Raw genomic sequence first — 26,254 nt, 5'->3', positions numbered from 1 at the left:
TGGAAGTTTGACGAATCCGTGGGGAATACGGGGGCCAAGCACCGGCTATCCCGGTAGGGCGGTGCTGTTTAACTCGGACGACCCGTGCCCCACCAGCCTCTTTCTTAAAGCTTCCTTGGACATCTTCGGTGGGGCGGTTAACGTAAGATCCTTCCCGTCCAACGAACGGTAGTAGGGATCATCCACCCCAGCAGTGACGTAAACGACCAGGTCCGGCCCGATGGTCAACAGGCCCGCATCGAACAACGCGTGGATGTCCTTCCGTAGCAGTAGCCCGTTGCTCAAGGCGTTGGTAGATGCCCCGTTGTAGGGGACGATGTGGGCCGCGTCGATGACGCTTGCCAGGGCGGTGCCGGTGACCATGCACACCGCTCCGTAGTGATCGACCAGGCGTTTGCGAAACTCGGCTTGGCCCTCTCGGATCACACGGAGGACCTGCTCCATTCGCTTTCCCTCTGCTGCGACAGCGTCAGGAGCGGGGGGCAATGGCTTTTCCACCCTTAATCGCCCGCTTTCCTCAAGCACGCCTTGGAGGGCTTGGATCACGTCGTGACTGAAAAGCTCGGATGCCGGGCGCAGCTGAAGGTCAATCCCGGACCGGTGCCGGATGTGCGCCAACAGAAGTGCGGCGTCCTCCACATACTTGAGCTTCTTTTCGCGCATGTTCCAGAGTTGGTTCAGCTCGGTAAGGCTGTATACCTTCAGCGCGGACCTAATATCCCGGCTGCTCATCCGAAGGTGGCTCAGCCCCTTTTGCAGGTGTTGACGAACCAGGTATTCCTCCAGCTCCGGCGGGTTTCCATCTTCGTCAGCGCGGATGGTGAACAGGCTGCTGAAGGGCTTGTTGAATTGCTCCTTCCACTTCTTCTTTCGCCGCTGAGGCTTCGACGGGGTCCGGTTAGCCTTACTGTCGCTTCCCTTGTCCTGATCCTTTTCATCCATGTCGGTCAATTGATTGTCTGAGCTTGCCTCAATGGTAAGGGATCCCTGGTGTCCGGGCGCCCTTTCGACTGGCGCTTGCGGGCTTTCAACCACGCCGCCGCCAGATCGTCCACGTCTGCCTGCAGCGCGGCCCGCTCTCCAGGCAGCCATGCCCTCAACGTCCCTTTGGCCACGCCCGCGTCTCGCTTCGCCAAACGCCGCCTTGCTTCCAACCACTGGGCTTTCGTTTCCCCCTCACGTGTGGCTTGACGCTGGGTCCGCATGCGAACCGCATTGGGCTTGTCGCTGTAAGCCGGGACGTGGTCTTTGCCCATGCTGGGCCACAGTGTTTCGTGCGCGCCCTGTCGCCGCAGGCGGATCTGGCGCAGGCTTGGATACCGGGCCATCCACCGGTTCTCAAAGGTGCGGTCGGGAGGGGGAGCAGTCCCCAAAGGCAGGGGAATGACCAACGCGTGGAGGGCAATCAGTTGCCACACCGCCAATTGAAAAACATCCGCGGTCAACCGGAAGGCCACCACCTCGGGGTGTTCCAGCCATTCGCCCTGGTGCACGTTGCGCAAGAGCGCGGCCAAGTCGTTTCGCGTCAGATGGGCACGCTGGGCCAGTGGCCACCCCAACATCCAGCTGTCCGAATGCCGCTCCACGTGGACGAGGAACCGGGGGTGCATCCAGCGCTCTTGGAGCTGGGCAAGGACGGTGGCTGGCTTGGCAAAGCGCCCCACCTCGACCAGGTGGTTGTTGGAGCGCTGCAGGACAAACAGCCGGTCGGCCAGCAAGGCGTCCAAGGTGTCTGGTGGCAGCCGCTGGCTCAACTCGGGCCAGGCCAACAGGTCACGGCTGCCCCGCTCGGTGATGCAGCGCTTGCAAGCCATGCGCAGGTTCTCGGTGTCCGTTGGGCCGCCCTGGCTCAACGGAACGAGCGGTGAAAGCCCCCAGGCGTGGCGACGATCCAAGTCCAGGGGGGCGGTGCAGAAAGCGCACACAGGGCGTTCGGAACGGCGGGCCACGTCCAGCGCCCAACGGGGAGTGGCAGGCGCACGGACGGCATGGAAGGCCAGCACGCGACGGGCAAACGCGTCCAGGTCAGCGGTGGTCATGGGAGCACTCCTGAAACGAAAGCAGGTGGATCATTGATGGGCCAATGGCGGTGAATGAAGGCCATGGCGCGCACCCTTGTTTGACTAAAACGAAATGGGGCGAGGGCTCCGCGCTTTCCTTCCAGGGGTTCTTTGGCTGCCCACTTGCGATTCGGAAAACACGGTGTCGGTGTATCCAAGGGCATTGCACACGTTTGACTAAAACCAACGTGGCTTGGGTGTCGTGGGGTGGTGCGGCGGGTGGGCGAGGGCAACCTGTCCTGGGGATTCGAGGCAATGCGAAATAGTGGGCTGAGAAACTCCGCACGGATTCCCGGGGTGGGGCATCGGTGGGCGTGAGGGGTGGAAGAGCGGGAGCGTTGCGTGGGCATGGTGTGGGCGATGGTCCTGTGGGGCGAGGGGCGTAGACCACCAATAGCGCACCTGGGGCAACACGCAAGGGGCCGCCGAAAAGCAACTGCAAGAGCCCAACGTGTGTGGAAGCAATGTCGGCAGTGGCAGAGAAGCAGGAGCCCGGACGGTTCCCCAGAGTCGTCATACACATGACGCACTGAAGTGGGAGTGCGTTTTTCGCCCAAGAATCGCTGTAACGCCTGCCGAAACCTCAATGCAATCAAGGCCTGGCCATGTCACCACCGAATGGAGACAGTGTCAGTGCTTGTTAGCTCGTTTGGCCCATGTTTTTCAGGCTCCTGACGTGGGGCCTTGCCAACTCCGAGATTCGCGGTATCGGTGGAGTAATCCCGAAACGGAGTTACTCGACCAATGGCGTTCGTTCGTCAAAACGTAAACCTCGACCGTGGGCAGCTGAAACTTGCTCAGCGGCTTGCCCGTGAATCGGGCAGTGGGTTCAGCGCTTACGTGCGAGAGGCGCTGGAGCGACACAACACCGCCACGTCCGTGGTGAGCGTGCTGGAGAACGCCAACGCTCAGCTGGAGCGCCTCATTGACGATCTGCGGGAAGAGAACGCGCTGTTCCGGAGTGCGCTCCAAGAAGACCTGCGGCGGTTGCGAGACGAAACGAAGGCGGAGCAGGACAGCGCCATTCAGCGCTACGAAAAAGCGCTTCGCAAGGTCGTGACGGCGGCCCTCTCGCAACCCTCTCCAAAAGGTTCTGGTGCGGCCAAGGTGCCCGCAACCGGACCCATGACTGCTCCACGCACCTAATTTTCCCCCACAGCAGGAGATCCATCCCATGAAACGTTTTTCCGTTCCTCTCACTCTCTGCCTGGCGGCGTTCTTGCCGCTTCAGGTTTCCGCCCAAGCCGCCCCTGATGCGGTCCATGCCGCGGAGGACGATGGCAAGCCCAATGCCGACAAGAAGCGTCTGTTCAAAGCCGGTGGCATCGGCTGCGTGGCCGGCGGAGCCATCGCCTTGCTCACGGGCAAGAAAGACAAGGCCCTGGGCGCTTGCGCCGCCGGTGCTGCAGTGGGGGCTTCGGCGTCCTACGTGAAGCAGCAGCGGGAGCACGCCGAGCAGGCCGCCGACGCCGCCCGTGCGGCTGGCATGAAGGCCGAAGTGGTCACCAAGACCGAAACCGTGGATGGCAAGCAGGAAGCCGTCCTGGATTCGTTGCGCTTGAACTACAACCCCACCGACATGAAGCGGTTGGACAGCGAAACTCGGGCCTTCCTCGACAAGTTCGCGGGTCTGTTGAACAAGTCCAGCAACGGGTTGACGGTGGTGTTCAAAGGCGCCGACAAGGCCGCCTGCCAGGTGCCCATCGTTGAGCTGGCCAAGCGTGGCGCGCTGTCCAAGGTCACGGTGGACGACCGCTGCGGCAGCGGTGAGCCCGTGATCGTCGTTACCCCGGTGCCTGACGTCCGGTGATCTCAGTGCCCGGGTGTCGATCGATGCTCGGGCTTCCTTCCCCCTTCCGAGGAGCCCACATGACCCCAGAAGAAAAGAACCAAAGAATCCTTCAGCGCAAGCGCAAGGAACTGCTTGAGCGTGCCAAGGCAACCCCAACCGCTTCGCCCACGCAGGAAGAGCGGCTGGTTTCCGATGGCGTGAAAGAAAACCTGAAAGCTGCCGGTCACTGGGCCGGGGTGATCAGCAAGCGCACTGCCGAGTTGACCCAGAAGGGCTTTGTTGCCGCTGCAGAGAAGGCGAAGCAAGCCAAGGCGCAACTGGACGCAAAGCGCACCCGAGAAGCCCAGGAACATCGTGGTGTCGAAGAGAAGCCTCAAGACGCTCCGCTCACCGTGGAGCAGGAAATGTTGGTCAGGCAACTGACGTCCGATGCAGCTGCACCGGTTCTCGTAGGAGCGGGTGATAAGGGAATGTGCACCGTTTGGGAACTGGTTGATGAATTTGGAGAGCCTGGCGCACAGGTTGCAGATGGATTGGGTGGCCCATCGGTGGACGCCAAGGCGTTGAGCAATGAAGATACGGCAGCCTTGGTCAATCTGTCTCAGCAGGACGCAGTGGAAGTCCTGTCCGTTCCCGCGGTGCTTGAAGGGTCCAACCGGCCCCCGGAGGCCGCGTCACCAGAGCAGCCAGTAACTCCAATCCAACCCAGCCCCCGCTCTCGTTTGCCTTGGGTCTTGGCCGGTGTGGTGGCGGTGGTATTGGCCGCGGGGGCGATCTACTTCTTGCTTGGGAAGAACAACCAGGTGCCTCCGAGCACACCGCCTCCCTTGATGCCGGTTGCCACTCCAGCCGTTCCCGAGCAGCTGCCCAAGGTGGTGGAGGACCCCGTGGTCCCGCCCGTTCCAGCAGTGCTTCCAGAGCAGGCCGAGCCAGAACCTGCGATCGAGAAGCCAGAGCCGGTCGACGCTCCCCCGGTAACGACGACAGCGCTGATTGCGTCCCAGCCCAAGCCTTCGCCGAAACGTGCGACCGCCCCATTGCCGAGGACGGCCCCCGCACCCGCCGCCGAGCCAAGGAATGACTGGCAGCAAAAAGCCAACGCAGACCTGGACGCTTGGGCGAAGAAGTCGGGGATCGACTGATCCCCCTTGCGCATCCGCGGATTCGATCTAGAAAGAAGTGACCTACTCACGAATAAGGGGGCGACATGTTCAAGTGGCTGTTCACGCAATACCGGGAACCCGGAAAACTTCACTTCGGCTCAAAGTGGCTGAACCTGCACGGGCGCTTGTTCCTCGGCAGCCCTGAATCGTTTGGCATGGGCCACCTGAGCGAAGGCGTCCGCCGCACTTTCTACTACTTGCGCGCCGATCGCAGGCCTCCGGTCAGAGACGACGCCGCGTATGAGGCGTGGACCAAGGATCGGCTCTACGCGAGCAAGGTTGAGCAGGTCGCAGAGCGCTGGGTGGCCAAGGCGGGCTTCCTGGCGTGCGCGCCGCTTTGCTTGGTGCTTGCCGTCTTGGCGCATTGGCTTCGTTGATTTGACAGGGGAGGGAAACAGAGATGGAAGCAATCAGTTTGTTCAACGTGCTTGACTGGACGAGTGGCTTGGGCCGCAAGTTCCGACGGAAGAGCGGCGAGCCTTCGGGCGTGAAAGAAGAAATCATCGTCCAGTCCCACGAGGAGTATGAAAACCTCGTGGGTCGCTTTGACGTGACCGATCGCGTTCGCAGCCGAGAGCTCGATGTGCCGGAGGCTGATCGGGATTTCGCGAAGGAATGCGGCGCGGTCTGGGACGAGAACGCCCAGGTGTTCAAGGTGCCCGAAGGACGCAGCGAGGACGAGTTCCAGGAGTGGTGGCCGAAGGTTCCGGAGGATTTGCGTGACACCCAATCGCGGATCATCACGACGAAGCGTGGGCGGCGTGCCGAGGGCTTCTTGCAGGGCAACGACATGGGGCAGGGCGGCGACAGCCTGGCCACTCCCTTGATGTATCTGGCCTTCCCCGTGATCGGCGTTCTGGCAACCTTCCTGGTGAGCCTCATCGGTTGGGCCGGCTGGGCCGCTCTGCTGCTGACCATTCCATACTTCATCGCCCTCAAGCAAGGCGAGGGCATGAAGGAGGCCCTGAAAGCCCTGGTGCTGCTGCAATGGGTTCCGATGGCGCTTCAGTTCATGGTCGGCGACAGCAAGGGCGGCACCGAGGTGGCAATGCAAGCCGGCGGCATGGCTGTGTATGCCCAGATGGCCAAGACCTACCTGTGGTGGGCCTTTGGCTTGGTCGGCGTCCTGTTTGTGGTTTGCTTTGTGGCGGCGGCCTCGCACCCGCACCGGGGCGTCATTGGCGGGACAGCCGCGCGCTTCATTCAAGCGATGCAGTGGGTGGGCCTCATCTTTGCCGCCTTGGTTGTCGCCAAGGTCCTGCCGTTTGGCTTGGGCGAGGCGGCACCTTACGTGTTGGCCTGCATGTATGCGATGCAATACGCCGAAGGCAACTTTGTCCAAAACGCCGCCCGGCTCTACCTGCAGAACAACGACAACAACCTGGCCACCCAAGGGGCGTTGATCAACTCACACGTCAAGGCACGTGAACAGCAAGCCGAGGCGGCCCTGCGGGACAAGACCCCGCTGATCACCATCGGGCGCGCCACGGGGCATCTGTCCGACAAAGGTTATGGCTACTCGCCCGACTTGGGCACCGTGATGATGTTCTCATGGCGCGATTGCCAGCAGGGCCTGCTCGTGTTCGGGGCCATCGGTTCGGGCAAATCCTATGCCGCGTTGCGACCCATCGCTCGTCGGTTCCGTAAAGCCGCCTTGGCAATGGCGTGTGTGGCGTCGGAACAAGGCGATGTAAGGGAGCGTTTGACGCGGCAGAAGCTGGCCGGCGGTGCTCTCATTGCCGACGGTAAAGACGGAGCAATCATCGCGGATCTGGAAGGATTGTTCGACATCGTCGTCAAGCCAGGAATGCGCGTGGGGCCCTATGAAGGGTTGGCGCCGGATCAGATCGTGCGGGCATTGCGCGGCGCATCCGGTGGGCGCGTGGACGAGAAATCCAAGCTTTGGACGGATGGTGGCGATGCGTTTCTCTACCACACGGGCATCATCCTTCGTGCGCTCGTGGATCACGAGATGGCTTACAGGTCCTGGTGCTCGGCCAAGCTGGAAGGGTTGGAGCGTGCACAGATGAACGCGGAGCTTGAGCTGGTCAAACAGCGAAAGCTGGGCGAGGACGTGGCCGAGACTGAGGCGTTGATCGAGCGGATCGCCGAGCAGATCGCCATCCATCGAATCCCGGTGAGCGACGACAGGCAATGGCATTACACGCCATTCCACCACATCAAGTTGTTGTCCATTGTGGAACGCGTGATTCCCGCCAGCCCCGCGCCTCGTGCCAATGCAAAGCTGATGGAGGTGGTGAAATACTTGGGCCTGGAAGAGGCGGACACGAGCCATGAAGAAGAGGGGCGGCTGGCCTATGCGGCTTACCTGCAGCAGCACCGCCTTCGTCAGGACAACGCTCCCGAAACCATCCATCCAGACCTCTTCCGTCCCATGTCTCAGCTGCAGAGCTCGCTGGAATGGGCGTTCCAGGAGATTCCCGCGATGCATCCGGAACAGAGACAATCGTTCACGCTCAACTCACGAGGGCTGCTGGAGAAGCTCTTGCGGGGCGAAAAGCTGCGGGACAGCAAGACGGACATGCCTTGGCATTCGATTGAGACGGGCGAGGTGGACGTGTCCGACGCACTCTATGGAGCCATGGTAGGCCTCTTCTTGCCCCCCACCCAATTCGGTGAAGCGGGTGAAATGATGATGCGCCTGCTCAAACAGCGGGTCATGAACGGAATCAAGGCGCGTGGTGCATTCGGCGACAAGTGGCGCGAAGCGTTGCCTGGGCAAACCGAGGTGATGTTGATGATGGACGAGGCCCACCTGTTGTTGACGGCCGATGACATCAACCTGTTCTCCGTTTCGCGCTCGCTGGGGTTGATGCCCGTGCTTGCAACGCAAGGGTTTGAAAGCTTGGTCAACGCCTTTGGATCAGTCAACGAGGCGGAGCTGATGGCCAACACGATGCAATCGGTGATCGCGCTGAAGTGCTCGCACAACACCCACGAATACCTGGAAAAGCGGTTCGGACAGGCAACGTTGACCACGTTCAAACAGCGCACCCGGGGCATCGACTACCAAGGCGGCATGAACAATTGGCGCCACTCCGTGCTCAACGACCCGGATCATGCCTACGCGTCCGCCTACGACAAGATGCGAATGGAAGGGGCCGGGCGGTTGACGGCTTCGCGCATCGACGCCGTGACGGGTCGCCGCTGGCGGATTGGATCGGAGGACACGCTGGGCCAAGACGAGATCGCGCGCGACATCGACATGCCCACCGGGGGCAAGCGCGAGGTGCAGCCGCTCTTCCTGCAGGAAGAATACTCCGCTCTTCTTGAGCCCCGCGGTCACGCCATCGTGGCGCTGAGCCGTGCCGGCATCAAGCGCTTCGACCTGGCGGAGCTGCTGCCCGACGCGGATTGATGCGGATAGGCGAGGGGGTTTGCCCCCTTGCCAAACCTGCGGATTGATCAACGATGAGCCTATTCACCCCAGCGGAGGAAACAAACATGAGCAACACCCTCTCCCAACCCATCGAAGAAATGACCGAGCTGCGAGCACTCCAGGCGCAGCGCAACGAGCGGCTTCTGGTCGATCGCCCACCGCCCCAGAAGGACAGCGCGGCCCGGGCCGACTTCGAGCAGAACGTGGCCCAAGACCAAGACGCCATCGAGCAACGCCGACAGCGCGTTCTGGATTGGGCAGAGAAGGCCTCGCCCGATCAGATCGCCGCGCTCCAGGCAAAGATCCAGGAGGCCGACAAAGCCGTTCGTGATGCAAAGCCGGACGACAAGCACGAGCAGGTGGTTCATGCGACCGTTGCGCAGTGGCGGCAGCAACGCGGGGCCCAGCGGGAGGAGACCCCTCCCATGTTGACCCGTGAGCAGCGGATGGAGAACGGACCTGGGCGCCTGGGATACGCCGATTACGCCCGCAGTTCGTTGAAGGAGGCGGCTTTCATGAAGGACTACGCTGCCAATTACGATTGGGAGAAGCACCAGAAGCAGGCCCAACCGAACGTCTTCCGACAGTAATTTTTCATCGATGTTCAAATCTGCCCGGTTCTGCGCAGAATCGGGCATTTTTGCGTCTTGACGTCCAGTTTGATGGTGCTTTACTGGTTTTGTAAAGAGTAGGTAGACCTACTCATAAAGCCAAAAGGAGAGCCACCATGTCCACGTTGTTCAATGCCCTCAAAGACTTCGCTTTCGAAAACGCGGTTCCACTGCTGACCAGCTTGTTCCTGCTGACCGCGGCCTTCGCAGCGGCTGTTCTCGTCTACCCCCCGGCCGTTCCGGTTCTGCTCAAAGTGGTGGCCATGGCGGTGGCGGGCTTTGTGACCATCGGGGTAGTGGTCCAGACTTCCTTCCGGTGAGCAGCCGGCGCTGGCTCAAGCTGCGTGCAAGGTGCAGGAAGCGTTGGCGCCGGTTTGACTGGGATGGGTTTGATTTCTGGTTCTACCCCGCGCTGATTTTCTACATGTTGGGTTGGATCGTCTTTGGCCCACCCGACAGCGTTTAGCGTTCGGGTCAGTAGTCCGGTAACGAAGCCGGGGCAGTCTGTAAAACTGCTGGTTCACTCCCCTGCAGGTTCAAGTCCTGCCTGACCCACCATTTCTGCGTGTTGGCTTGACGGCCAGCGATTCAACGCTACAACCATGGGGATGGACACCCAAGAATCCCTGTTGCGCCTCTTGCGTCCCCTGGGCCTCCAGCGAGCGGAGGCCTTGACGGGCGCGCTCGCGCGCGAAGCCGATGCGTCCAAAGGCCTTCACGATTCGCAAGTGTTGGCGCGTGCCCACGCCCTGAGCGTTGCCCCTGTCGAGGGTCGGTTGGGCGATCTGGTCTGGCAGGTCCGCCAGCGGAAGCACGATGATGTGCCCCAAGTGGACCTGCGCTGGGGCTTGCATAGGCTTGGGTTCGACGCGCCCACGCGGGCGTCCACCCAGAACCTGGTGCGTGCTTACGAGAGGCGCTTGGCAGACCGTGACGAGCCGATGGTTTACAGCACCTTGGCAGAGAGGGTGGCTGGGTTGTCCATGGCAGAGCACGTCTCGCTCTTCCAAGGCATGGCGATGGCGGTGGAGGAAGCGCGGGCACGGCAGTCCGATGCAAACCGGTTGCGGGAGAACGCACCATGGCAGGGCTGGCTCGTGGGGGCGTCCCGGGCGGGCCACGAAGCAGCACTGCTGGCCTGCATCGGCATGGGCGCGGACGCCCGGCTGCCCGATGCCAGCGGCAACACGCCACTGCATCATGCGGCCCGGTTTGGTCGCGCCTTGCTGGTCACCCCGCTGGTCCAAGCCGGCGCTGATGTGGCGGCCCTCAACGGCCACGGGTGGGCACCGCTCCACCTTGCCGCCCTTCACAAGCACGCCCGGGCCTGCCTCCACTTGATGGCCCACGGCGCCAATCCTGAGCAGCCAGGGTGGCGAGGGCGGACCCCAACGCGCATGCACCGACATGAGCAAACCCAAGCCCTTTGACGCGCTGGGTGACGTGCCCGGCAGCGTTGCGCCTTCCCAGCCGGTCCGATACTGGCACCGCGCCGTTCTTGCCGGTGCATTCGTTTTTGGCTTGGCCTACGTGGGGAGCATGGGCGTTGCCTGGCTCTTGCCGAATCCCGATGGCTCGCTCATCCGCTTCGCCGATGCTTTGAAAGGTGGTCTGGTGACCGCTTTTCACTTCCTGACCGCTGGCATCTCGGCACGTGCTCCGGCACGGGAGTTCATCGAACTGGTGTCCTACCACCACCCAGTGGCGACATGGTCCCGGATCGGGGTGTCGCTTCTGCTGGCGGCGGGCCTCGGTCTGCGGGTGTTCCTCAAGGCGACCGAGCCGGTGAGCAACACCTGGCACCTGTCCGGACCGCGGTTGCTGGAAGGAAAAGAGGCCGTGGACGAAGCCCGGCACCGCTTGATGACACCCAAGGAAGCCGAGGCGGATCCCTTCGCCCTGTCCCTCCACCCCGATCTGTTGCTGTCTAAAAAGCATTGGGCGCGCCACGTCCTGATCACCGGCTCGGTGGGTTCGGGCAAGAGCGTCATCCTCAAGCACATCCTGGAACAACTGACGCGAAAGAGGGACGCAAAGCTGTTCCTTTACGACATCAAGGGTGATTTCACGTCGATTTTCAAAAGGCCCATCATCGTGTCGCCCTTCGATGCGCGCTCCCACGTGTGGGACGTCGCCGCCGACGTGCGGACCCCGACCCAAGCGGCGGCGTTCGCTGCCTCGATCATCCCGGAGGGCGACGGCAACGCAAAGTTCTGGAGCATGGCCGCCCAGGACTTGTTAATTGGGTGCGTGCGCGAGCTCCAAAACACCCGGCCTGGCCAGTGGGGGTGGCGCGATCTGGCGGCCGTGGTGCGCCGTCCGGCCGCGGAGATGGCCGCAGGCATGCGCCCGCATTACCCCCGCGGCGCCGCACTGGTGCGTGACCCGGAAAGCCAGACCACGTCCAGCGTGCTGTCTTCCTTGGGGGGCTTCACCCGCCTTATCGACGATCTGGCCATCGCATGGCCCAAGGTTGGCAAGCGCCGTTTCTCGATGACCGAGTGGATACGGGACGACTACAACGGGCGCAAGCAGGTCATCGTTCAATCCGGACCGGACCCAACCCTGACGAAGGCCTACATCGCCGCCATGATCAACGTGGCCGTGCCGGATCTCATTGGGCCAGGCTTGCCGGACAACGAGGGCGGGCGTGGGCTCTACTTCGTGTTCGACGAGCTGACCAGCGCCGGGCGCTTGAACATCGATCCCTTGCTGGCGTTGGGACGCAGCAAAGGAGTGGTGGCCATCATGGCGGTCCAGGATCACTCCCAGATTGAGTTGGTCTATGGGGACAAGACCGCCCAGGCCTTCTCGTCGCTGGTGGGGACCCACGTGGTGTGCCAAGTGCAAATGGGGGCGACCCGGGACAAGCTGGCCAGCCAGCTCGGCAAGCGAAAAATCGCCTGGCGTGGGCACGAGGACAAAGCCCAAGTCCACGAAGAAAGCCGCGCGTTGGTTTCCAGCGGTGAGCTCACCGATCGGCTGGGTTTCCGAAAAGGCAAGCGCTACGGTCCCGAGACGTGGGGCATCGAGGCGATCGTGCAGATGGGTGGGGACGTGCTGTTGCTGACATGGCCCGGGAAGAGCCACCCAACGGTTCGCGAGGGGCAGGTGGCCGCTGCGTGGACCACCAAGCCAGCTGGCCCGGTGGTCGAGGGTGAAGGGCCATCACCGGCCGCGTCCCCTGCAAGCGCTGGCGCGTCCGCCTTCCCAACCACCGCCGAAGGCATCGATGCGGTGCAGCGGGTATTGACCATGACACCGGAGGAAATCGACGCGCTTTTCCAGCGGTGAGCGGCCTTGCCAACTCTCCGTTTTCTGGGACCTTGGAACAGTCAACGTTCTTTAGGGGAGCCCCATGATCAATCGCACGCCCATCAATGCCAAGGGCCAAAACTCGCACAGTGGCAACATGTTCGACTACATGCTGGCCACCGAGCGCCTGACCATCGACAGCGCCGTGGCCTATTACGCCGGCAGCGGTCCCGATCCGCGGCAGACGCTCAACTGGGGCGGCAAGCTCGCCGCCGAACTCGGCCTGGAAGGGCAGCCGGTCACCCGTGAGGTGATGGAAAAGCTTGGCAAGGGCTTTTCTCCCACCGGAAGGCCGTTGTGCAAAAACGCGGGCAAGGAGCCCCAATTGGTTATCAAAACGGATCGCTGGGGAAACGTGCGGTTGGACGACGACGGCAAGCCGATGGAGAAGTGGGAGGGGGGCCATCGGGTGGGGTTCGATCTGACCATTTCCGCCCCCGGGGACGTGAGCGTGGCGTTCGCGCTGGCGGATGATCGCGAGAAGCTGGCCATCCTGGAGGCCCACCGCCAGGCCTGCGCCGTCGCGATGCGCTACATCGAGAGCAAGGTAGAGACCCGGCGCGGAGAAGCGGGCGTAGACGTTATAGGCACGGCGGGATTGGTTTGGGCAGCCGCCGACCACGTCAGCAACCGGAACGTGGAATCCGACCTGCACACCCATCATCTTGTGTTCGGGGTTTCGAGGGGCGAGGACGGTCGGTGGGGCACCTACGACGCAATTGAGATCTATCGTCACACCCGCGCTGCGGATCACCTCTACAAGGCCGAGCTCTACAACGCAATGAAAGCGTTGGGCTATGGGATCCAGCGGGAACGGGAGGTGGACGTGATGGGGCACGAGACGGGCCAGATTCTCACCACGATTGCCGGAATCGACCGGGAGCTGGTGCTTAAGATGAAGACCCGCCGCCAGGAAATCCTGGACTACGTCAAAGAACACCCCAACGCCAGCCACGACGAGGCCTGCAAGGCCACCCGCAAGAAGAAGGAAGAACCGCCCTTCGAGCAGGTGGTCAAGGACTGGCAGCAAACCTTGTCCAACATCGCTAAAGAGCACCCGGAGCTGGTTCCCACCACCCAGTCGCTCAAGCAGACGAAAGGCCAGCACCTGGACCCGCATACGTTTGACGAGGTTTTGAAGCGCATGCACGAGAACGAGGCGATGTTCTGCGAGCATAACCTGGTCCGGGAGTTGGGGATGGAGTTCGCCGGGCAAAAGAACTCGGAAGAGGTTCTCCAAATGGTGAAAGAGTTCACCGAGCAGGACGATCTGGTGCGCGTGAAACCCGAATACCTCCACAAAGAGGACCGTGGCGCTAGGCTGGCACGAAGGCACAGTGAGGACCGTTTTTCCGCCACCTGGATGGTCGAATTGGAGGCCGAGATCATCCGCCGCTCGAAGGAGCGAGAGAGCGAGACGGACCTGAAGCTTTTCCGCTCCACCGTGGATCGGGAGATCGCCGCTTACGAAAAGCGAAAGGGGTTCACCCTCACAGAGGAGCAGAAAGCCGCCATCGGTCACCTCACTTACGGCACGGCCGGTGTGGGGGTCATGTCGGGGTTGGCCGGCACCGGCAAGACCACCGTGGCCGAGGTCTACAAGCAGTGCTTCGAAGCCGAAGGAAAGCAGTTGATGGGCTTGGCCGTGTCGGGTAAAGCCGCGGCCAAGCTGGAAGAAGAGTCCGGGATGCCCTGCATGTCTGTTGCAAAGTTCTTTTCCCAGATCCGGCAGGGCAAGGTTGCTCTGACGAAGAAGGACGTGGTGGTGCTCGATGAAGCCGGCATGGTGGCCACCGATGACACCTTGAAACTCATGACCTACTGCCAGGGGGTGGGCGCCAAGCTTGTCATGCAGGGAGACAGTGACCAGCTTCAGCCCATCGCTGCGGGCAACGGCTTTGAGCTCGCGAAGATGGCCTTGGGGGACAAGAAACTGACCGAAATCCGCCGGCAGAAGAACGCTGATGACCTGACCACCGCCAACAGCTTCTACGAGCGGGACGCCGAGGGAAAGGTCAAGAACATGCGACGCGGGCACCGCAGCCGCCAAGGCACATTCCATATGGGCGAAGAAATCCTGAACAACCTCAAGCAACGCGACTGCATCGACGACTTCGGCACGGACAAGCAGGCCATCAAAGCGTTGGTGGACGATTACTTGAAAGACAAGACGCCCATGGACGAGAAGCTGGTCTTGGCCCACACGCGCTCTGAAGTCAAGGCGCTCACCACAGGAATCCGAAAGGGGCTCCAGGAACAAGGCGTGCTGGACAAGGAGGAATTCACCTTCCGCTCGATCGTGAAAGGGCAGTGGGAGGACCTGACGCTCTCACGCCGCGACCGTGTGATGTTCACGGCGACCAACAACGACTTGGGCGTCATCAACGGCACCGAGGGCACGGTGGAGAGCATTCGGAAGGACAAATCCGGTGGCTACGACCTGGTGGTGCGCATCGACTCTTCGAACCCGAAAGAGGACGGGCGCATCCTGAAGTTCAACACCAGCGAGCACAACGCCTTGGCCCACCGGTATGCCATGACCGTTCACAAGGCGCAGGGGCAGGGGAAATCCGAGGTTTACCACCTGGCCACGAACATGGGCATGCTCGACCAGCAGTCTGCCTTGGTGGCGTTCACCCGCCTCACCAAAGGCAGCTACCGCATGTATACGACGGACAACGTGATGGATCGCTTGGCCGAACGGCTGGGAACCGAACGGCACAAAGAAATGGCGCTGAGCGTCGGACTGTCCAAGAGGCAGGCCGTCCCGGTGCATAACCTGGTCCAGGACGTGGAAGAGTTGTTGGCAGGATTGAAATCGCAAACCCAGGTGCCGGTAGAAAAGCATCGGGGCGCAGTGCACAACCATTGAATGGTTAGTCCATTGCCAGTCGGTCTTCGATTTCCCCGTCATCAGTCTCTGTGAAGAAAGCGAAATTGACCGCATAGAGTTCAATGATGGATTTCATGATGGTAGAAATCCTTGAGTCCGCCATGGATGTTGATTTCGCTTTGAAGATGAGGTGGTAGATGGCGGCCCATGTCGCTGCGCTGTCGTGAAACTTGATACGATTTCGCGGGCCAAGAAGCGAGCGGAATCTGCCCTCGGTAACCAATGCCTCAGCGGATTCTTCATGAACTACTTCGCATGAGGACATGAATAGGCGGCAGTTCTTTGGGATGCCAGACAGAAGTTCAGCCAGTCGCTGATAGGTGACTCCTTCTTGATTGGTCGTGTCGATGCCGTTCTTGTCCCCATGAGCAGAGATGTGCAGGTATCTGTATCCTGAGGCCCTGAAATCTCGAACTGCTGCCTTGAACTCCTTTCGAGTGCGGACATACGAATACTTGGTCTCCTTCCCGTGGAGACGAAGAATCTGAGCTAAGAAGACACCCTCAAACCGGCCATTGCCCTCATCATTCGGATAAAGGGATTCGATGATGTAAACGTTGGGGGTGGTCTTCATTTTTTTAGGTGCTTTGTTTGAAAGCCCATTCTGAGGCAAGAGTCGTTCAACTTGTCAACGGGGGAATGGCGTCTACGTTTACCCAGTGATGCAGCGGGCCAGCAATAAGACACTGGTCCCCGCCACTACCCACGGCCACCACCCCACGCATTCGGAAGGGGCTTTCACCGGTGTTCCCAGCTGCCACCGCCGCTGATGGGCCAGCCATCGCACGTGGGGCGTTGCCCGACGGTGGGGGTTGACCACAATCCCTGGCGGCTTAGCGTAGATGCGCCACCCCTCCCGGGAGGCCTTCACCCGCCACGCCTGCTCATACGCTTCGGCTTCCGCCCTGGTGGCGGTCACCACCTCCAGCGCATGGAACCGGAAGGGACGGTGCCAGCCGCCTTTGGGGGAGCGGTGCTGCTTCTCCCGCTGCTGCGGGTTCGAGCTTTGGCCGATGTAGCAGCCCCCGTCGTCGAACAGCAGGGCGTAAAGGGTGCGGGGCAGTGCGTGATACTTCTCGCTGCGTCCGAGGTTGTGGCGGTGGGGCATGGTCTCTCCGTGAGTAAAACGACCCACTCACGAATAGATCAGAATCTTGAGTTGGCAAGCCTGCTGCGAAGGGTTCGAGACGCCTATAGGCATTCATGTAAGCACTTGGCAACGAACAAGGGCCCCGAAGGGCCCTTGCCGAGACACGATCACCTCCTTTTCGCTGCTGACATTCGTTACCAGCCGATGGCCCAGGCTGCGCCCATGGCCGTGTCCTGCCCGCTGCGGGAAACCCCGATCGAGAAGGCCGATGGGGATCCGCGTGGGGTGGTCACGTCGCGGGTGTAGCCGATGGAAATGGCGGCTTGGCCGCTGCAGCCACCTACGCCTACGGCCAAGCGGTTGCGGTTCTCCCCATGGATGGCCGACGTCGAGGTGGCCATCTGGGCGTTGGCTTGGGCCATGGCGCAGATACCGCTCACCCGCTTGTCGAGCTGGCGGAAACGGCGGTCCGTCAGGTTCCAGCGGTCGTCTTGCTGCCGCTGGTAATCCCACAATTGGCCACCGTTGATCGCGTCCGTGGACCCTGCGGCGATCGCCCCCGCTGCCACCCCGGTTACCCGCTGGTTGCCGGCGTTGATCCCGGATCTGGTGACCGATGGACCGCCCTGGACAGTGAAGCCGTCGCTGTTGTGGATGGCCTTGGCCACCTGGACCGAGCCCTTTTCGGACAGTCCAACGTTGTCTTTCAAGCCAACGGTTTGGGTGCCGTCCCCGTTGTCAGTGACCTCGATGTTGGCCCCGGCCACCGTGGTGCTGCTTCCTCCGTCCTTACCGTCCTTGCCTGCTGGGCCTTGCGGACCGGTGGGGCCCTGTGGACCGGGGGTGCCACCACCGCCGCCAGGGTTTTGTTCCAGCTGGTGAACGCGCCCATCGAGATCGTAGATGGCACCGGCCACGGTGGTGTAGTTGTTACCGCTGCTCAGCTGGTAGTTCGGCGCCACGATCAAGCCGTTCACCATGGAGGCGCCAGCGCCCAAGGTTTCCACGGCGGTCCGCAGTTGGCTGACGGCCACGGCGTCGTCGTCCGCTTTGCCCAAGGCAACTTGGGTCAAGCGGCGGTTGCCAAAGGCTGCAGTGTCTTCTTCATCGCACGTGGTGTTGGCGCCCACGGCCACGCATCCCCATGCGTTGGCCACGGCACGGGGCCCCAATGCCACACTTTCTGTGGCGTTGGCCGTGGCAGACGCGCCGAAGGCGGCAGAGTAGGGCGCAAACGCCTGTGCCCATGGACCCACGGCGGTGCCGGCCTCGCCGGCAACGCCAGCGCTGTAACCGTAGGCGCCGGCAAAGTCGGCGGTTGCGTTGGCACCGGGCCCCACGGCGGATGCACCTTCGCCCTCGGTCTGGGATGCGGCGCCCAACGCGAGGTTGCGATCGCCTTGAGCATTCGCCCCGGCCCCGAAAGCCGCCGCGCCGTTTCCATCGGCTCTTGCGGTTGAGCCTACAGCGGTCCCGCCATCCCCGAGCGCGCGGGCACTAGAGCCGATGGCCACACCGGTGATCCCGCTGGCCAGGCTGTGCCCGCCAATGGCCACCGCGGAATCGCCGGTGGCTTGGGCTTGGGGTCCGACGGCGACGGCGTAAACCGCAAATGCCTGTGCGCGAGAGCCAATGGCGAGCGCATTTGAGCCCTGCGCTTCGCTCGAGAACCCCAGAGCGGTTGTATGGCATCCGCGAGCGGTGGCGCGATTGCCCACCGCAGTGGCCCCCAGGCACTCACCCGGAACGCCATTTTCATCCACCATTATCCCGCCGTCGGCGAGGGCGTCCGCCCCGATGGTCGTGGCCCCAACGGTCAACGATTGGGCGCGGTCGCCTACCGCAGTGGTCTCGGGTTTGGTGGCAACGGCACCGTTGCCCACTTGAACCTGGGCTTGCGCCGTGCCAGCAACAAGGCCTGCCAGCAAAGCGCAGTGGATGAGGGAGCGTTTCATGGGGTGGCCTCCTGGGTCTGAAATGAGTGAGCGTGTGCACTCACGAATAGATCAGATCCTGGAATGCGCAAGCCCCCCCCCAACGAAACTTCCCGGCGCAACGGCAGGAGGGGCCGGTGCGCCAGGAAGCGGTGGGGCCGACTTTTCCCCACCCCTGTTCTTCTACGACAGGGAAAAAATTCCGCAAGCCCCCTTGCGCGTTTTCGATTCTCCGCTTGCATGGGTGTATCGCTCATGTGAGTAAGGAGGCCTACTCATGTTTCAACGCTTGTTGCTCGCGCTCGCACTGGCCAGCGCACCCGTCTTGGTCCACGCGCACGCGCCAGCCACCGATTCCGTTGAGGTCCACGGGAAGAAGCCTGGGTTTTTCAAACGCCTGTTCCACCGCCACAAAGACGCCCCGCAGTGGGACGGTGTCCAGCCCGAGCTTCGCTCAGCGCTGGAACGCATCGCCTTGCAGATGAAGGACGAGGGCTACGACCTGCGGCTGATGGAGGGCTACCGTTCTAAACAGCGCCAGGCCGAGCTGCTCGCCAGCCAAAAGGGCGTGACCCAGGTGGGGCCAGGCAGCAGCTGCCACAACCACGGTTGGGCCGCGGACATGGTCATCTACAAGCGCGGGCGCCCTTCTTGGGACCTGAAGGACGAGCAGGTGCGGCAGGGCTACCAACGCTTCGGTGAGCTCGCCCAGCAGGCGGGATTGAGGTGGGGCGGGGCTTGGAAGAGCTTCAAGGACATGCCCCACGTCGAGATGCGCAGCGAGTGCCTGGTAGCCATTCGTGGCGGATCTGCCCCCCGCCGATCGCTGCAAACAGTGATTGCCAAGGCCGAGTCAGTGTCTGACGCACCGAAAGCACCCCGTTGGGCCTGGAGCGTCGATTCCGAGCTGGCGCCGGACTGGGCGTGCGAATCCGTGCTTTGCAGTGTGTCGTGGGCGACGGTGAGCCGGCCATGGAGCTATGGCGTAAGGCCGCCGTTGAAAGGACTCCGTCCAGAACCGTTTGCTGAGGCGTCCTGTCCCATGGCCCCAATTGCCCTGAGGCACACATGAGGAAGCGGTCCACCGGATTGCTTCCCTTTTCGGCGGAGAGTGGGGGCGAACGGGTCATCTGCCCTGATCGCGCCGGTTTGGAGAAGATCGAGATTGGCGATCCCAAGGGCGGCAAAAACGGCTGGATCCGTTGCACCGCAAGGGGTATGCTCATCGTGGGCACATTCAAGGGCACCTCCCAGATTCGTGAAACCCAAGCCGTCCAAGGGGTGAGGGCACTTCTCAAGGAAGTCCCACTCTCTCCGCCAAAAGACCCTAACTCGTTGATTTTCAATTGAAATCATCGATGCGGTCGGATTGGAAAGCAGGAAGCATGCAGAGGAAACACTCGCATGCGCATCCCTCATCATTTGAGCCGGTCATCCACCGGCCGCTGGTCGTTCGTACAGCGCGTCCCTACTGATTTGCAAGCCGTGCTCGATTGCCGGCTCATCAAGCGCACCCTCAAGACTCGCGATCTCGCCCAGGCGCACGTGCGTGCAGTCGTGCTTGGGGCGGGCTATGCTCGGCTCTTCGCACAGTTGAAGGATCAACGCGTGGACAAGCTCAGCAAGCAGGAAGCCGATCTGCTCATCGCTCGCCTGACGAGCGCCGAGAACCTCCGTGAACTGACGTTGGACCGCACGCGTCAACCGGATGGGACGGTGACGGAGCGGTGGCAAATCGACAGTCCCAAGGACCTCAAGCTGTATCGGCAGTTGATGGAGCTTGAAGCAACCGCGGGAGGGATCTCTCAATCCCTCGCAGTAACCGTGCCGTCCCTGTTTGGCTCTGCAGACGCCGGCAGCCACAAAAGTCAGGCCTCCACGCCTGCCATTGAGACGATGACGCTGGGCAAGGCTCGGGATGCATTCTTGGCGACGCTCAAGGGTTCGACTCTGCCCAAGACCTATACGATCAAGAAGACGGCCATCGAAGCGTTGGTGGCCTTCCTGGGCCCGAAGGCAAAGGTTCATGCCATCACCAGGTCCGATCTGGCGCGGTGGTATCAGGACATGCGTGAGAAAGGCGCTTCCACGCCAACGCTCACGAACAAGCAGAGCTACATCGGTGGCAAAGGTGGCTTCTTCGAGTGGGCCATGGCCTCGGGACACTATCCCCGTGGCGACAATCCGGCCAGCGGCCACGTCAGCTACTCCCAGCGCGAGAAGCGGGCGCGGAAGAAGCTGGGGTTTAAGGCCTACGACAGAGTCCAGATCCAGGCCCTGTTTGCGCCCGAGGCGCTTGCCAAGCTGTCCGAGTCGGCCCGCTGGGCCTCCCTTCTTGGGCTCTATACGGGGGCGAGGGCGTCAGAGGTCGGCCAGTTGCTGGTCCGAGACGTGTTCGAGGAGGACGGCATTCCGTGCCTCCGTATCTCCGACGAAGGCGAGCACCAGAAAGTGAAAACCGAGGTCAGCCTTCGAACGGTCCCCCTCCATCCCGAACTGCTCGAAATGGGCTTCCTGGAGTGGGTCGATGGGAAGCGCAGCGCTGGTGAAACGAGGCTGTTCCCGGCTGCCAAGGCGACCGCCGTGAACGGGCAGGGCAACTGGATCACCAAGGCGTTTAGTCGGCATCTGGCCGAGGTGAGCGAGGGCTGGGAGCCGGCGAAGCGGGGGTTCCACTCGCTCAGGAAGACGTTTATCCAGGAACTTCAGGGTGCTGGGGTCGTGTCGGAACTGAGAGCCCAGATTGTCGGGCATGAGTTGGATGATGAGCATCATTCTACTTACAGCAGGGACTTCACTGCACTGGAAAAGCTTGAGGGCTTGGGGTCCCACTCGCCTGGCTTGCGTGCTTTAAGTGTGGCTATCAGTCATTCTGAATATTGAGCGAGCAGACAAATAAAGTTTCGCTTGATTGCTTAAGGTCTTGCGCATAATTCGCCGAAAATATTAAAAGGAAGTTAACGATGAAAAGGGCGCGTAAAGATCTGTTGGACATTCCCACTGACTATGAAGAGATGGGTGGCGAAGTTGAAGGAGCGAGTGTTGAATACGTCGATTCTATTTTTCGCATCATCGTAAAGTGGTCCTCGCTTTTTGTTTTCGTCGCTTTCCTGATTTTGGTCGCCTTCGCTTTATGGGGCGATACGCGGGTAGCCATTATTTTTATGAAATACATGTTTGTGGTGGTGGGTGGTGTGCAGATTTGTGCCGGTGTTTACTTGGGAATTTCCAAGCAGAAATACCTTGTCAGCGTCCTTGAGCAAGAGAGGCGATCCAGAACAATTTTTGTGCGTCATGTAGATCAGTATCGCTTGGTTTTGCAAGTTCTCGGTGATGTGGAGAAAACAGTCGCAAAGACTGGGATGAATGTGGTTGCGATCCAGTCATTGAAAAATCGCTATGCCAAATTCGTTAGGCGGACGAGTAGTGGGAGGCAGAGCATAGGGGTGATCTCTCAAAAGAACTTGGCCAGTATGTTCATAGAGTCATCGAAGAGTGCATTTTCCGGAACTATTCTTCTGATCATAGGGACTCTAATTATGGCTTTTTCTGAGATTTTTCCGTCGTTGGTTGCGTAATTGGATTTGGCTTCTCCGGCGTATGTATCAGTCCTAGCCATAGAAAAAGCAGTGCCGTACCTACCGCGCTTGTATAAAGTGAAGTCCTGTAAAAAATGCGATTAGCCATGTTTCATCCGTCCGGTCGGGTCGGATGCAGCCTAGGGCGCATTCGTCTGTTGTCAATAGCCCGGGCAGGCGTTGCGCGTTGCTACTTTCACGCTACTGTGGTGCCTCGGCCTTGACATTTTTTCCTCGTCCGGGGAAATCGTAACCACTATCCGGTCGCGAGTCGGGTGGTTTAATGGCCTGAATAAAAAATGCGAATGCCAAGTTTCTCAGAAAAAGCATGCTTCCAAGTGCCGCCCGAAAGGTTTTCCTCGGGGACCATGAGCGCCCAGGCCGGCTTTTGAATACAGGTCGGAGGAGGAAGGGGGCCACTGTTCATTCGGCAGTCCCCCATTTAGCGACCAGCAGCGCAGCATGTCCACGCTAGCTGGTAATTCGGCGCAAAGTCAGCTCACTTTGAAGGATCGGACGAGTCAATTATGGAATCGTCATCCCAGTCCATCGGCACCAACGCTTTTCCGTTTCGCCAGCGCTCTACAACTAGCTCTTGATACCAAGGCTCCTGAATATCGGCGTGTTCCGTAATGATCACCTGCATGCGTGGAGCTAGGTCCTGCACCACGTTTACGATGAGCCGGAAAATCCGAATAACTGCTAGGCGGTCTTCGTCTTCTTCGCCGACCTGGTTGACATCGCGACCCTGCTCTGCCGGGAAGTAAACCTGCGACGGCTGGTCCAGAATGAGGAATCGAGGGACAGGCCTCTCGCTCCGTGTGAAGAAGTCATGTAAGGCGAGGAAGGCGATAAGGTGGCATCCGAGCCACGTTTCACCGCTTCCCATCCGGCTCATCGGCACAGCGCCATCTTCAGTGTCGGCGACGACAATGAGCTTTTTCGCGTCAAGCCGGAAGGGGATGCCCGCGTGCTCCAACTCCAAGAACGTGGCCCAGCGGGTCATCAGCGTTGCCACCCTGTTCATTGCCGAAGCGATGCGATCGCGAACATTTTCGTCGCTAAGTTGCAGCTCCAGTTCACTAATCTGGCCGGTGAGGACCTCGATTGCATGGCGGAGCTGTTCGTTGTCCTTAGCGGTTGGGAGCGATTCCAGGGTGAGGCTGATTCTGCCCAGAACATGGGCACGACGGGAGGTGATCTCCCTCATCGACTGAAGTCGAGAATCAGATGCGCGCAATGCTTCAAGCGCAGTCCAGTTGCTCTTCAACGACTCCTTGATGCCCTCTAGTTCGTTGGTCTTTTCGGCAATCAAGGTGTCCAGCCCTGGCGTGTGTCGACGGACGTTCTGGAGCTGCGTTCTCACCGACACAAGTTCTGCGCGCAGGTCCCTGGCGGATGGGACAACCTCCGTCAGGGAACGAGCGCAAAGTGGACAGGTGTGCTCATCCTCATCAACTAGGCCGATGCTCTCCAATCGGGACAATTGCTCTGCCGATTCCCTAGCGAAATTGCTTCCATCCATGCGCAAGCCCGACATAGACTGCAACTCGTCGTTAACCAGATGGAGCCTGGCACGAAGCTCGGATCTCGTAGCGGTGAGCTGGCTTAGTGCCAACTGGTCGACCTCAGTGTCCGATAGGGCAAGTTGGTCCTCGAACGGTGCTGTCGACGCGCCGCGCAAAGATTCCAGCATCTCCTGGTAGCTTTGTCCTGAGAAGTCCGGGGCAATAAGTCCCGCTGACTTGGCTTCGGCCACCAGCCCGTCGACTCGAACCTCGCTGGTCAGTGACAACGATCGAGAAAGCTCGGATTCTTTCAGTCGAAGCTCACGCCGCAGGGCGCGAAGCCTTGCCGAAAGCTCCACATGGTCGTGCTCCATCGCGCCAATGAAGTAAGAGAACGTGTCCTTAATTCCCTGAGCGACGAAGTGATCACCTTGTCCATGGAGCAGAAATCCGGGCTGGGAAATCTCCGTTTGTTTCTGGAAAACATACGCCAGAGCGTGCCGGATGCTGGCCGATAGCGGCACCCTTGTTTGACCCTCTGGCGGCACATGTCGATGAGCCCCGATTCCCGTTGCTAGTTCGATGCGCGCCATGACAGCGTCTATATTCGTTGTAACCGACAGATCGTCATAGTCGAGAACTCCGAGTGCGCTGCCGGTAATGTAGAAGGCGTCCGTGGTGGTCGCCTTCCCCTTGTCGGGGGCGCGGCGTGCAACAAAATGTTCTTCCGTACCATCTGTCAGCCGAAGTCCATACCAGTGGATGGTCTTTGCCATGATGCCGTGGGGAATTTCGCAGGTCCCGCTGCCCAGGCAATAGTCGACGATAGCGATAAGCGACGACTTTCCCGTGCCGGACTCGCCGGTGATGATGTTCACCTGACCGGGCCTCAGCGAAATCGTCCGGGGAGGGCGGCCCTGATGGTAGATGACGATGTCTAGGATCTGGATGCTCATGGTCGCACGCCCCACAGGGCCATAACGGTGGAGTAGTCGCCGGCTGCTGCGAACCAGCGGCCAGAAAAATGGGCCTTCTTGATGCAGTCAGCCACCTCGGGTGTGGCGACCTCGCGACCATATTTGTTGATCTTGCGCACGTTTAACTCTGGGACCAGCCGATGCCCGTCAAGAGAAATCATTCCACTCGAGGCAGCAACTGCGACTGACTGCCGGACAAGGGGAGCGATTGACTTGGCGCGGTCAGAAAATCCAACCAACGCAGATGGATGGACGCTCAGCCACGCCGCCAAGCTAGTGCTGATTGACCGTGGAAGGTTCTCGCGGGTCACTTTTTGCAAAACGACCGGCAGAGCAACAAATGCCAATGCGTATGGGAGACCACTGCCATCGCTCTCCTCTTCGTATCCTTTCGCGGCACTGTAGATCAAGGTGCCTAGGAAGGCTGGGTTGAGCAGGCGGATCTGTTCCGGCGGCTGACGGCGCCATAGCGGCTCCAATAGTCCCGATTCGCGGTGCATGGTCATGCTGCAACCCCTGGAATTGCTAGCAAATGTCGGAGCCTAGCCTCGAACTCCGGGTGCCAGCCGACGCGCAACTCATTGGCCATCATGTGCAACGACCCGCGGCAGATGCTGGGATGGTCTACATTTTTGCGTATAGGAACACAAGCAGACTCCACCCACTTAAAGACGGCGCGCGCCATCCCGCGCTGTGCTTCCTCCGCCGCTCCAGGGCCAAGGTCGTCCATTGCTTGCGCGAAAGCAATCTCCCACTCCTCATGTAGCGTGCGCTCGTATTTCTCCAAGTCACCCACCATCAATAGGCTCTCTCGCACCCAGCGAGACCGTTGCTCAAAAGCGCGATAGTAGTCCCTAACTGCAGCGAGAACCCGAGAGTGGTGGACACCGGCAAGCCTCGCTTGGTGCACGAACAGTGCACTTTCGTAGGTGGAAATCTCTACCTCATGTTCGAATATGTCGTCATCGACGGGGAGGGCGCTAACAAGTTGGTGGCGAACGTCGTCCATCTGTGCCTGCAGGGACGAGCAGCGCAAGGGTTCTTGGGATTTTCCAACCAAGTGCTTCAAGCACTGGGTAAACCACCACCCTTCCAAGCGACTGACGAAGGACTCAACATGATCCCGCCTAACGGTGAAGCGCACCTCGTGCCGAATGTCCTCGCCCACCTGTTCAATGTTGGGTTGATTGGGGGCGATCACGATGGAAGCCACCAGAGCTTTTTGCTCATGTGCGGTCAACGCTCGAAACGCAGTGTAGGCGGCTTCGTTACCAGCATTCGCCGACGTCTGCGCAATTCTTTGCATGGCTGTGAGCGCAGCATCCTCATCGCGATCTTTTGCTAGCAGCTTGCTTGCTATCGAGTCCTTGCCCACCATTTGCGTGGTAATGAGCACCAATCGATCAGTTGACGCGACCGCGCCAGACTTCCGGCCTTCGATCCATACGCGAAGCGACTTCCAGATGTCCGGAGAGGCATCGGTGAGGTTGGCTTGTGCGTTGGAGTGGTGCTTGAGCTGAAAAAGCTCTAGGGCGGTCCCGGTTTTTTCAAAGACAACGTCGTCTAGGGTCTCTAGAAAGACTGAGAAATCATCGTCGTCCGATGGACTTATACGGCGCAAGGCAGTCAGGAGCGCCATGCGAATTTGATAGAGGTATCCCAGCGCTGAGTCGCCAGCGCCAAACGCAGTGCTAGTCCCTGCAGTCGACCCCGTCATCGGAATCCCCAATCCTTTGGATGTTGATCGCGTCTCGCCGGTTCCAACGACCTGCGTCGTCCGGCGTGGGCCACCATCGTGGCATGAATGTGAGTCATGTTCCACTCCCTGGGAGGGCAGCATACTTGTTAGTCGGCCGATAGAGGGGCTGACCCTCGCAGGCACTAATGGCGTTTTCCCATCTCAGGATGTCGAGACTGCTGAGTCTGAGGATTC

At 60.6% G+C, this 26,254-nt stretch carries 22 protein-coding genes and 1 tRNA gene; 15 read left to right on the top strand and 8 right to left on the bottom strand.

The window, feature by feature from the left end; all coding sequences use genetic code 11:
- Nucleotides 1-45: 45 nt before the first annotated feature.
- Nucleotides 46-942 (bottom strand): HNH endonuclease, encoded by an 897-nt coding sequence (locus tag AC0Z6F_RS01755; RefSeq protein ID WP_032971086.1) that lies wholly within the window; start codon nucleotides 940-942, stop codon nucleotides 46-48.
- A 5-nt stretch (nucleotides 943-947) separates the two neighbouring features.
- Nucleotides 948-2,039 (bottom strand): HNH endonuclease family protein, encoded by a 1,092-nt coding sequence (locus AC0Z6F_RS01750; RefSeq protein ID WP_006375359.1) that lies wholly within the window; start codon nucleotides 2,037-2,039, stop codon nucleotides 948-950.
- Between the two features lie 765 nt (nucleotides 2,040-2,804).
- Here AC0Z6F_RS01750 and AC0Z6F_RS01745 point away from each other — a divergent pair.
- The 11 genes from AC0Z6F_RS01745 (at nucleotide 2,805) to mobF (ending at nucleotide 15,213) form a co-directional block, all read left to right on the top strand.
- Nucleotides 2,805-3,206, top strand: a complete 402-nt coding sequence (locus tag AC0Z6F_RS01745) for a hypothetical protein (RefSeq protein WP_006375357.1) — start codon at nucleotides 2,805-2,807, stop codon at nucleotides 3,204-3,206.
- Nucleotides 3,207-3,234: 28 nt separating this feature from the next.
- Nucleotides 3,235-3,870 (top strand): hypothetical protein, encoded by a 636-nt coding sequence (locus AC0Z6F_RS01740; protein WP_006375355.1) that lies wholly within the window; start codon nucleotides 3,235-3,237, stop codon nucleotides 3,868-3,870.
- A gap of 59 nt (nucleotides 3,871-3,929) precedes the next feature.
- Nucleotides 3,930-4,994, top strand: coding sequence for a hypothetical protein (locus AC0Z6F_RS01735; protein WP_224481862.1), 1,065 nt, complete (start codon nucleotides 3,930-3,932; stop codon nucleotides 4,992-4,994).
- A gap of 65 nt (nucleotides 4,995-5,059) precedes the next feature.
- The gene (locus AC0Z6F_RS01730; RefSeq protein WP_006375352.1) at nucleotides 5,060-5,392 is read left to right on the top strand and encodes a hypothetical protein; all 333 of its coding nucleotides are present in this window, start codon (nucleotides 5,060-5,062) and stop codon (nucleotides 5,390-5,392) included.
- Nucleotides 5,393-5,415: 23 nt separating this feature from the next.
- Nucleotides 5,416-8,394, top strand: a complete 2,979-nt coding sequence (locus AC0Z6F_RS01725; RefSeq protein ID WP_006375350.1) for a TraM recognition domain-containing protein — start codon at nucleotides 5,416-5,418, stop codon at nucleotides 8,392-8,394.
- 86 nt (nucleotides 8,395-8,480) lie between these two features.
- Nucleotides 8,481-9,005, top strand: a complete 525-nt coding sequence (locus AC0Z6F_RS01720; RefSeq protein WP_006375347.1) for a hypothetical protein — start codon at nucleotides 8,481-8,483, stop codon at nucleotides 9,003-9,005.
- Between the two features lie 137 nt (nucleotides 9,006-9,142).
- The gene (locus AC0Z6F_RS01715) at nucleotides 9,143-9,346 is read left to right on the top strand and encodes a hypothetical protein (protein WP_032971083.1); all 204 of its coding nucleotides are present in this window, start codon (nucleotides 9,143-9,145) and stop codon (nucleotides 9,344-9,346) included.
- Between the two features lie 151 nt (nucleotides 9,347-9,497).
- Nucleotides 9,498-9,584, top strand: a tRNA-Tyr gene (locus tag AC0Z6F_RS01710).
- A gap of 50 nt (nucleotides 9,585-9,634) precedes the next feature.
- Nucleotides 9,635-10,456 (top strand): ankyrin repeat domain-containing protein, encoded by an 822-nt coding sequence (locus tag AC0Z6F_RS01705; protein ID WP_224481860.1) that lies wholly within the window; start codon nucleotides 9,635-9,637, stop codon nucleotides 10,454-10,456.
- Nucleotides 10,434-12,320 (top strand): helicase HerA-like domain-containing protein, encoded by a 1,887-nt coding sequence (locus tag AC0Z6F_RS01700; RefSeq protein ID WP_006375344.1) that lies wholly within the window; start codon nucleotides 10,434-10,436, stop codon nucleotides 12,318-12,320. The genes AC0Z6F_RS01705 and AC0Z6F_RS01700 overlap by 23 nt, the downstream gene beginning before the upstream one ends.
- Before the next feature lie 64 nt (nucleotides 12,321-12,384).
- Nucleotides 12,385-15,213: a MobF family relaxase gene (gene mobF, locus AC0Z6F_RS01695; protein ID WP_006375342.1), complete on the top strand. Its 2,829-nt coding sequence runs from the start codon at nucleotides 12,385-12,387 to the stop codon at nucleotides 15,211-15,213.
- Between the two features lie 4 nt (nucleotides 15,214-15,217).
- On the opposite strand, the gene AC0Z6F_RS01690 is transcribed toward mobF, so the two are convergent.
- The 3 genes from AC0Z6F_RS01690 to AC0Z6F_RS01680 form a co-directional block, all read right to left on the bottom strand.
- Nucleotides 15,218-15,808, bottom strand: coding sequence for a hypothetical protein (locus tag AC0Z6F_RS01690; RefSeq protein WP_032971082.1), 591 nt, complete (start codon nucleotides 15,806-15,808; stop codon nucleotides 15,218-15,220).
- Nucleotides 15,809-15,886: 78 nt separating this feature from the next.
- On the bottom strand, nucleotides 15,887-16,342 hold the full coding sequence (locus AC0Z6F_RS01685) for a GIY-YIG nuclease family protein (protein ID WP_006375340.1): 456 nt from the start codon (nucleotides 16,340-16,342) through the stop codon (nucleotides 15,887-15,889).
- A gap of 176 nt (nucleotides 16,343-16,518) precedes the next feature.
- Nucleotides 16,519-18,279 carry an adhesin gene (locus AC0Z6F_RS01680; protein WP_049398256.1) on the bottom strand — a complete coding sequence of 587 codons (1,761 nt, stop codon included), beginning with the start codon at nucleotides 18,277-18,279 and terminating at the stop codon, nucleotides 16,519-16,521.
- 256 nt (nucleotides 18,280-18,535) lie between these two features.
- Between AC0Z6F_RS01680 and AC0Z6F_RS01675 the strand changes: the two genes are divergently transcribed.
- The 4 genes from AC0Z6F_RS01675 (at nucleotide 18,536) to AC0Z6F_RS01660 (ending at nucleotide 21,836) form a co-directional block, all read left to right on the top strand.
- Nucleotides 18,536-19,330, top strand: coding sequence for a M15 family metallopeptidase (locus AC0Z6F_RS01675; RefSeq protein ID WP_006375262.1), 795 nt, complete (start codon nucleotides 18,536-18,538; stop codon nucleotides 19,328-19,330).
- Nucleotides 19,327-19,608 (top strand): hypothetical protein, encoded by a 282-nt coding sequence (locus tag AC0Z6F_RS01670; protein WP_485616365.1) that lies wholly within the window; start codon nucleotides 19,327-19,329, stop codon nucleotides 19,606-19,608. The genes AC0Z6F_RS01675 and AC0Z6F_RS01670 overlap by 4 nt, the downstream gene beginning before the upstream one ends.
- A gap of 54 nt (nucleotides 19,609-19,662) precedes the next feature.
- Nucleotides 19,663-21,141: a DUF6538 domain-containing protein gene (locus tag AC0Z6F_RS01665; RefSeq protein WP_485616367.1), complete on the top strand. Its 1,479-nt coding sequence runs from the start codon at nucleotides 19,663-19,665 to the stop codon at nucleotides 21,139-21,141.
- 80 nt (nucleotides 21,142-21,221) lie between these two features.
- Nucleotides 21,222-21,836, top strand: coding sequence for a hypothetical protein (locus tag AC0Z6F_RS01660; protein WP_485616368.1), 615 nt, complete (start codon nucleotides 21,222-21,224; stop codon nucleotides 21,834-21,836).
- Between the two features lie 499 nt (nucleotides 21,837-22,335).
- Here AC0Z6F_RS01660 and AC0Z6F_RS01655 read toward each other — a convergent pair whose 3' ends face one another.
- Genes AC0Z6F_RS01655 through AC0Z6F_RS01645 form a run of 3 tightly spaced genes read right to left on the bottom strand, consistent with a single transcriptional unit; the run spans nucleotide 22,336 to nucleotide 25,960 of the window.
- Nucleotides 22,336-24,300 carry a DUF3732 domain-containing protein gene (locus AC0Z6F_RS01655; protein ID WP_485616369.1) on the bottom strand — a complete coding sequence of 655 codons (1,965 nt, stop codon included), beginning with the start codon at nucleotides 24,298-24,300 and terminating at the stop codon, nucleotides 22,336-22,338.
- Nucleotides 24,297-24,827 carry a three component ABC system middle component gene (locus AC0Z6F_RS01650; protein WP_485616370.1) on the bottom strand — a complete coding sequence of 177 codons (531 nt, stop codon included), beginning with the start codon at nucleotides 24,825-24,827 and terminating at the stop codon, nucleotides 24,297-24,299. Before AC0Z6F_RS01650 ends, AC0Z6F_RS01655 begins: the two co-directional genes overlap by 4 nt.
- Nucleotides 24,824-25,960 (bottom strand): ABC-three component system protein, encoded by a 1,137-nt coding sequence (locus tag AC0Z6F_RS01645; RefSeq protein ID WP_485616371.1) that lies wholly within the window; start codon nucleotides 25,958-25,960, stop codon nucleotides 24,824-24,826. The genes AC0Z6F_RS01650 and AC0Z6F_RS01645 overlap by 4 nt, the downstream gene beginning before the upstream one ends.
- Nucleotides 25,961-26,254: the final 294 nt, after the last annotated feature.

The organism is Stenotrophomonas sp. 1L-E-5-B-C3 (assembly GCF_057292075.1).
Note: the sequence above shows the minus strand (reverse complement) of the source record. Positions and strands in the feature narration are given on the sequence as shown.

Coding starts and splice junctions, on each gene's coding strand:
- AC0Z6F_RS01680 (WP_049398256.1), bottom strand. CDS start 18,279: ATGAAACGCTCCCTCATCCACTGCGCTTTGCTGGCAGGCCTTGTTGCT.
- AC0Z6F_RS01730 (WP_006375352.1), top strand. CDS start 5,060: ATGTTCAAGTGGCTGTTCACGCAATACCGGGAACCCGGAAAACTTCAC.
- AC0Z6F_RS01745 (WP_006375357.1), top strand. CDS start 2,805: ATGGCGTTCGTTCGTCAAAACGTAAACCTCGACCGTGGGCAGCTGAAA.
- AC0Z6F_RS01750 (WP_006375359.1), bottom strand. CDS start 2,039: ATGACCACCGCTGACCTGGACGCGTTTGCCCGTCGCGTGCTGGCCTTC.
- AC0Z6F_RS01665 (WP_485616367.1), top strand. CDS start 19,663: ATGCGCATCCCTCATCATTTGAGCCGGTCATCCACCGGCCGCTGGTCG.
- AC0Z6F_RS01685 (WP_006375340.1), bottom strand. CDS start 16,342: ATGCCCCACCGCCACAACCTCGGACGCAGCGAGAAGTATCACGCACTG.
- AC0Z6F_RS01670 (WP_485616365.1), top strand. CDS start 19,327: ATGAGGAAGCGGTCCACCGGATTGCTTCCCTTTTCGGCGGAGAGTGGG.
- AC0Z6F_RS01755 (WP_032971086.1), bottom strand. CDS start 942: ATGGATGAAAAGGATCAGGACAAGGGAAGCGACAGTAAGGCTAACCGG.
- AC0Z6F_RS01700 (WP_006375344.1), top strand. CDS start 10,434: ATGAGCAAACCCAAGCCCTTTGACGCGCTGGGTGACGTGCCCGGCAGC.
- AC0Z6F_RS01715 (WP_032971083.1), top strand. CDS start 9,143: ATGTCCACGTTGTTCAATGCCCTCAAAGACTTCGCTTTCGAAAACGCG.
- AC0Z6F_RS01735 (WP_224481862.1), top strand. CDS start 3,930: ATGACCCCAGAAGAAAAGAACCAAAGAATCCTTCAGCGCAAGCGCAAG.
- AC0Z6F_RS01705 (WP_224481860.1), top strand. CDS start 9,635: ATGGACACCCAAGAATCCCTGTTGCGCCTCTTGCGTCCCCTGGGCCTC.
- AC0Z6F_RS01725 (WP_006375350.1), top strand. CDS start 5,416: ATGGAAGCAATCAGTTTGTTCAACGTGCTTGACTGGACGAGTGGCTTG.
- AC0Z6F_RS01655 (WP_485616369.1), bottom strand. CDS start 24,300: ATGAGCATCCAGATCCTAGACATCGTCATCTACCATCAGGGCCGCCCT.
- AC0Z6F_RS01675 (WP_006375262.1), top strand. CDS start 18,536: ATGTTTCAACGCTTGTTGCTCGCGCTCGCACTGGCCAGCGCACCCGTC.
- AC0Z6F_RS01645 (WP_485616371.1), bottom strand. CDS start 25,960: ATGGCGCTCCTGACTGCCTTGCGCCGTATAAGTCCATCGGACGACGAT.
- AC0Z6F_RS01740 (WP_006375355.1), top strand. CDS start 3,235: ATGAAACGTTTTTCCGTTCCTCTCACTCTCTGCCTGGCGGCGTTCTTG.
- AC0Z6F_RS01660 (WP_485616368.1), top strand. CDS start 21,222: ATGAAAAGGGCGCGTAAAGATCTGTTGGACATTCCCACTGACTATGAA.
- mobF (WP_006375342.1), top strand. CDS start 12,385: ATGATCAATCGCACGCCCATCAATGCCAAGGGCCAAAACTCGCACAGT.
- AC0Z6F_RS01690 (WP_032971082.1), bottom strand. CDS start 15,808: ATGAAGACCACCCCCAACGTTTACATCATCGAATCCCTTTATCCGAAT.
- AC0Z6F_RS01650 (WP_485616370.1), bottom strand. CDS start 24,827: ATGACCATGCACCGCGAATCGGGACTATTGGAGCCGCTATGGCGCCGT.
- AC0Z6F_RS01720 (WP_006375347.1), top strand. CDS start 8,481: ATGAGCAACACCCTCTCCCAACCCATCGAAGAAATGACCGAGCTGCGA.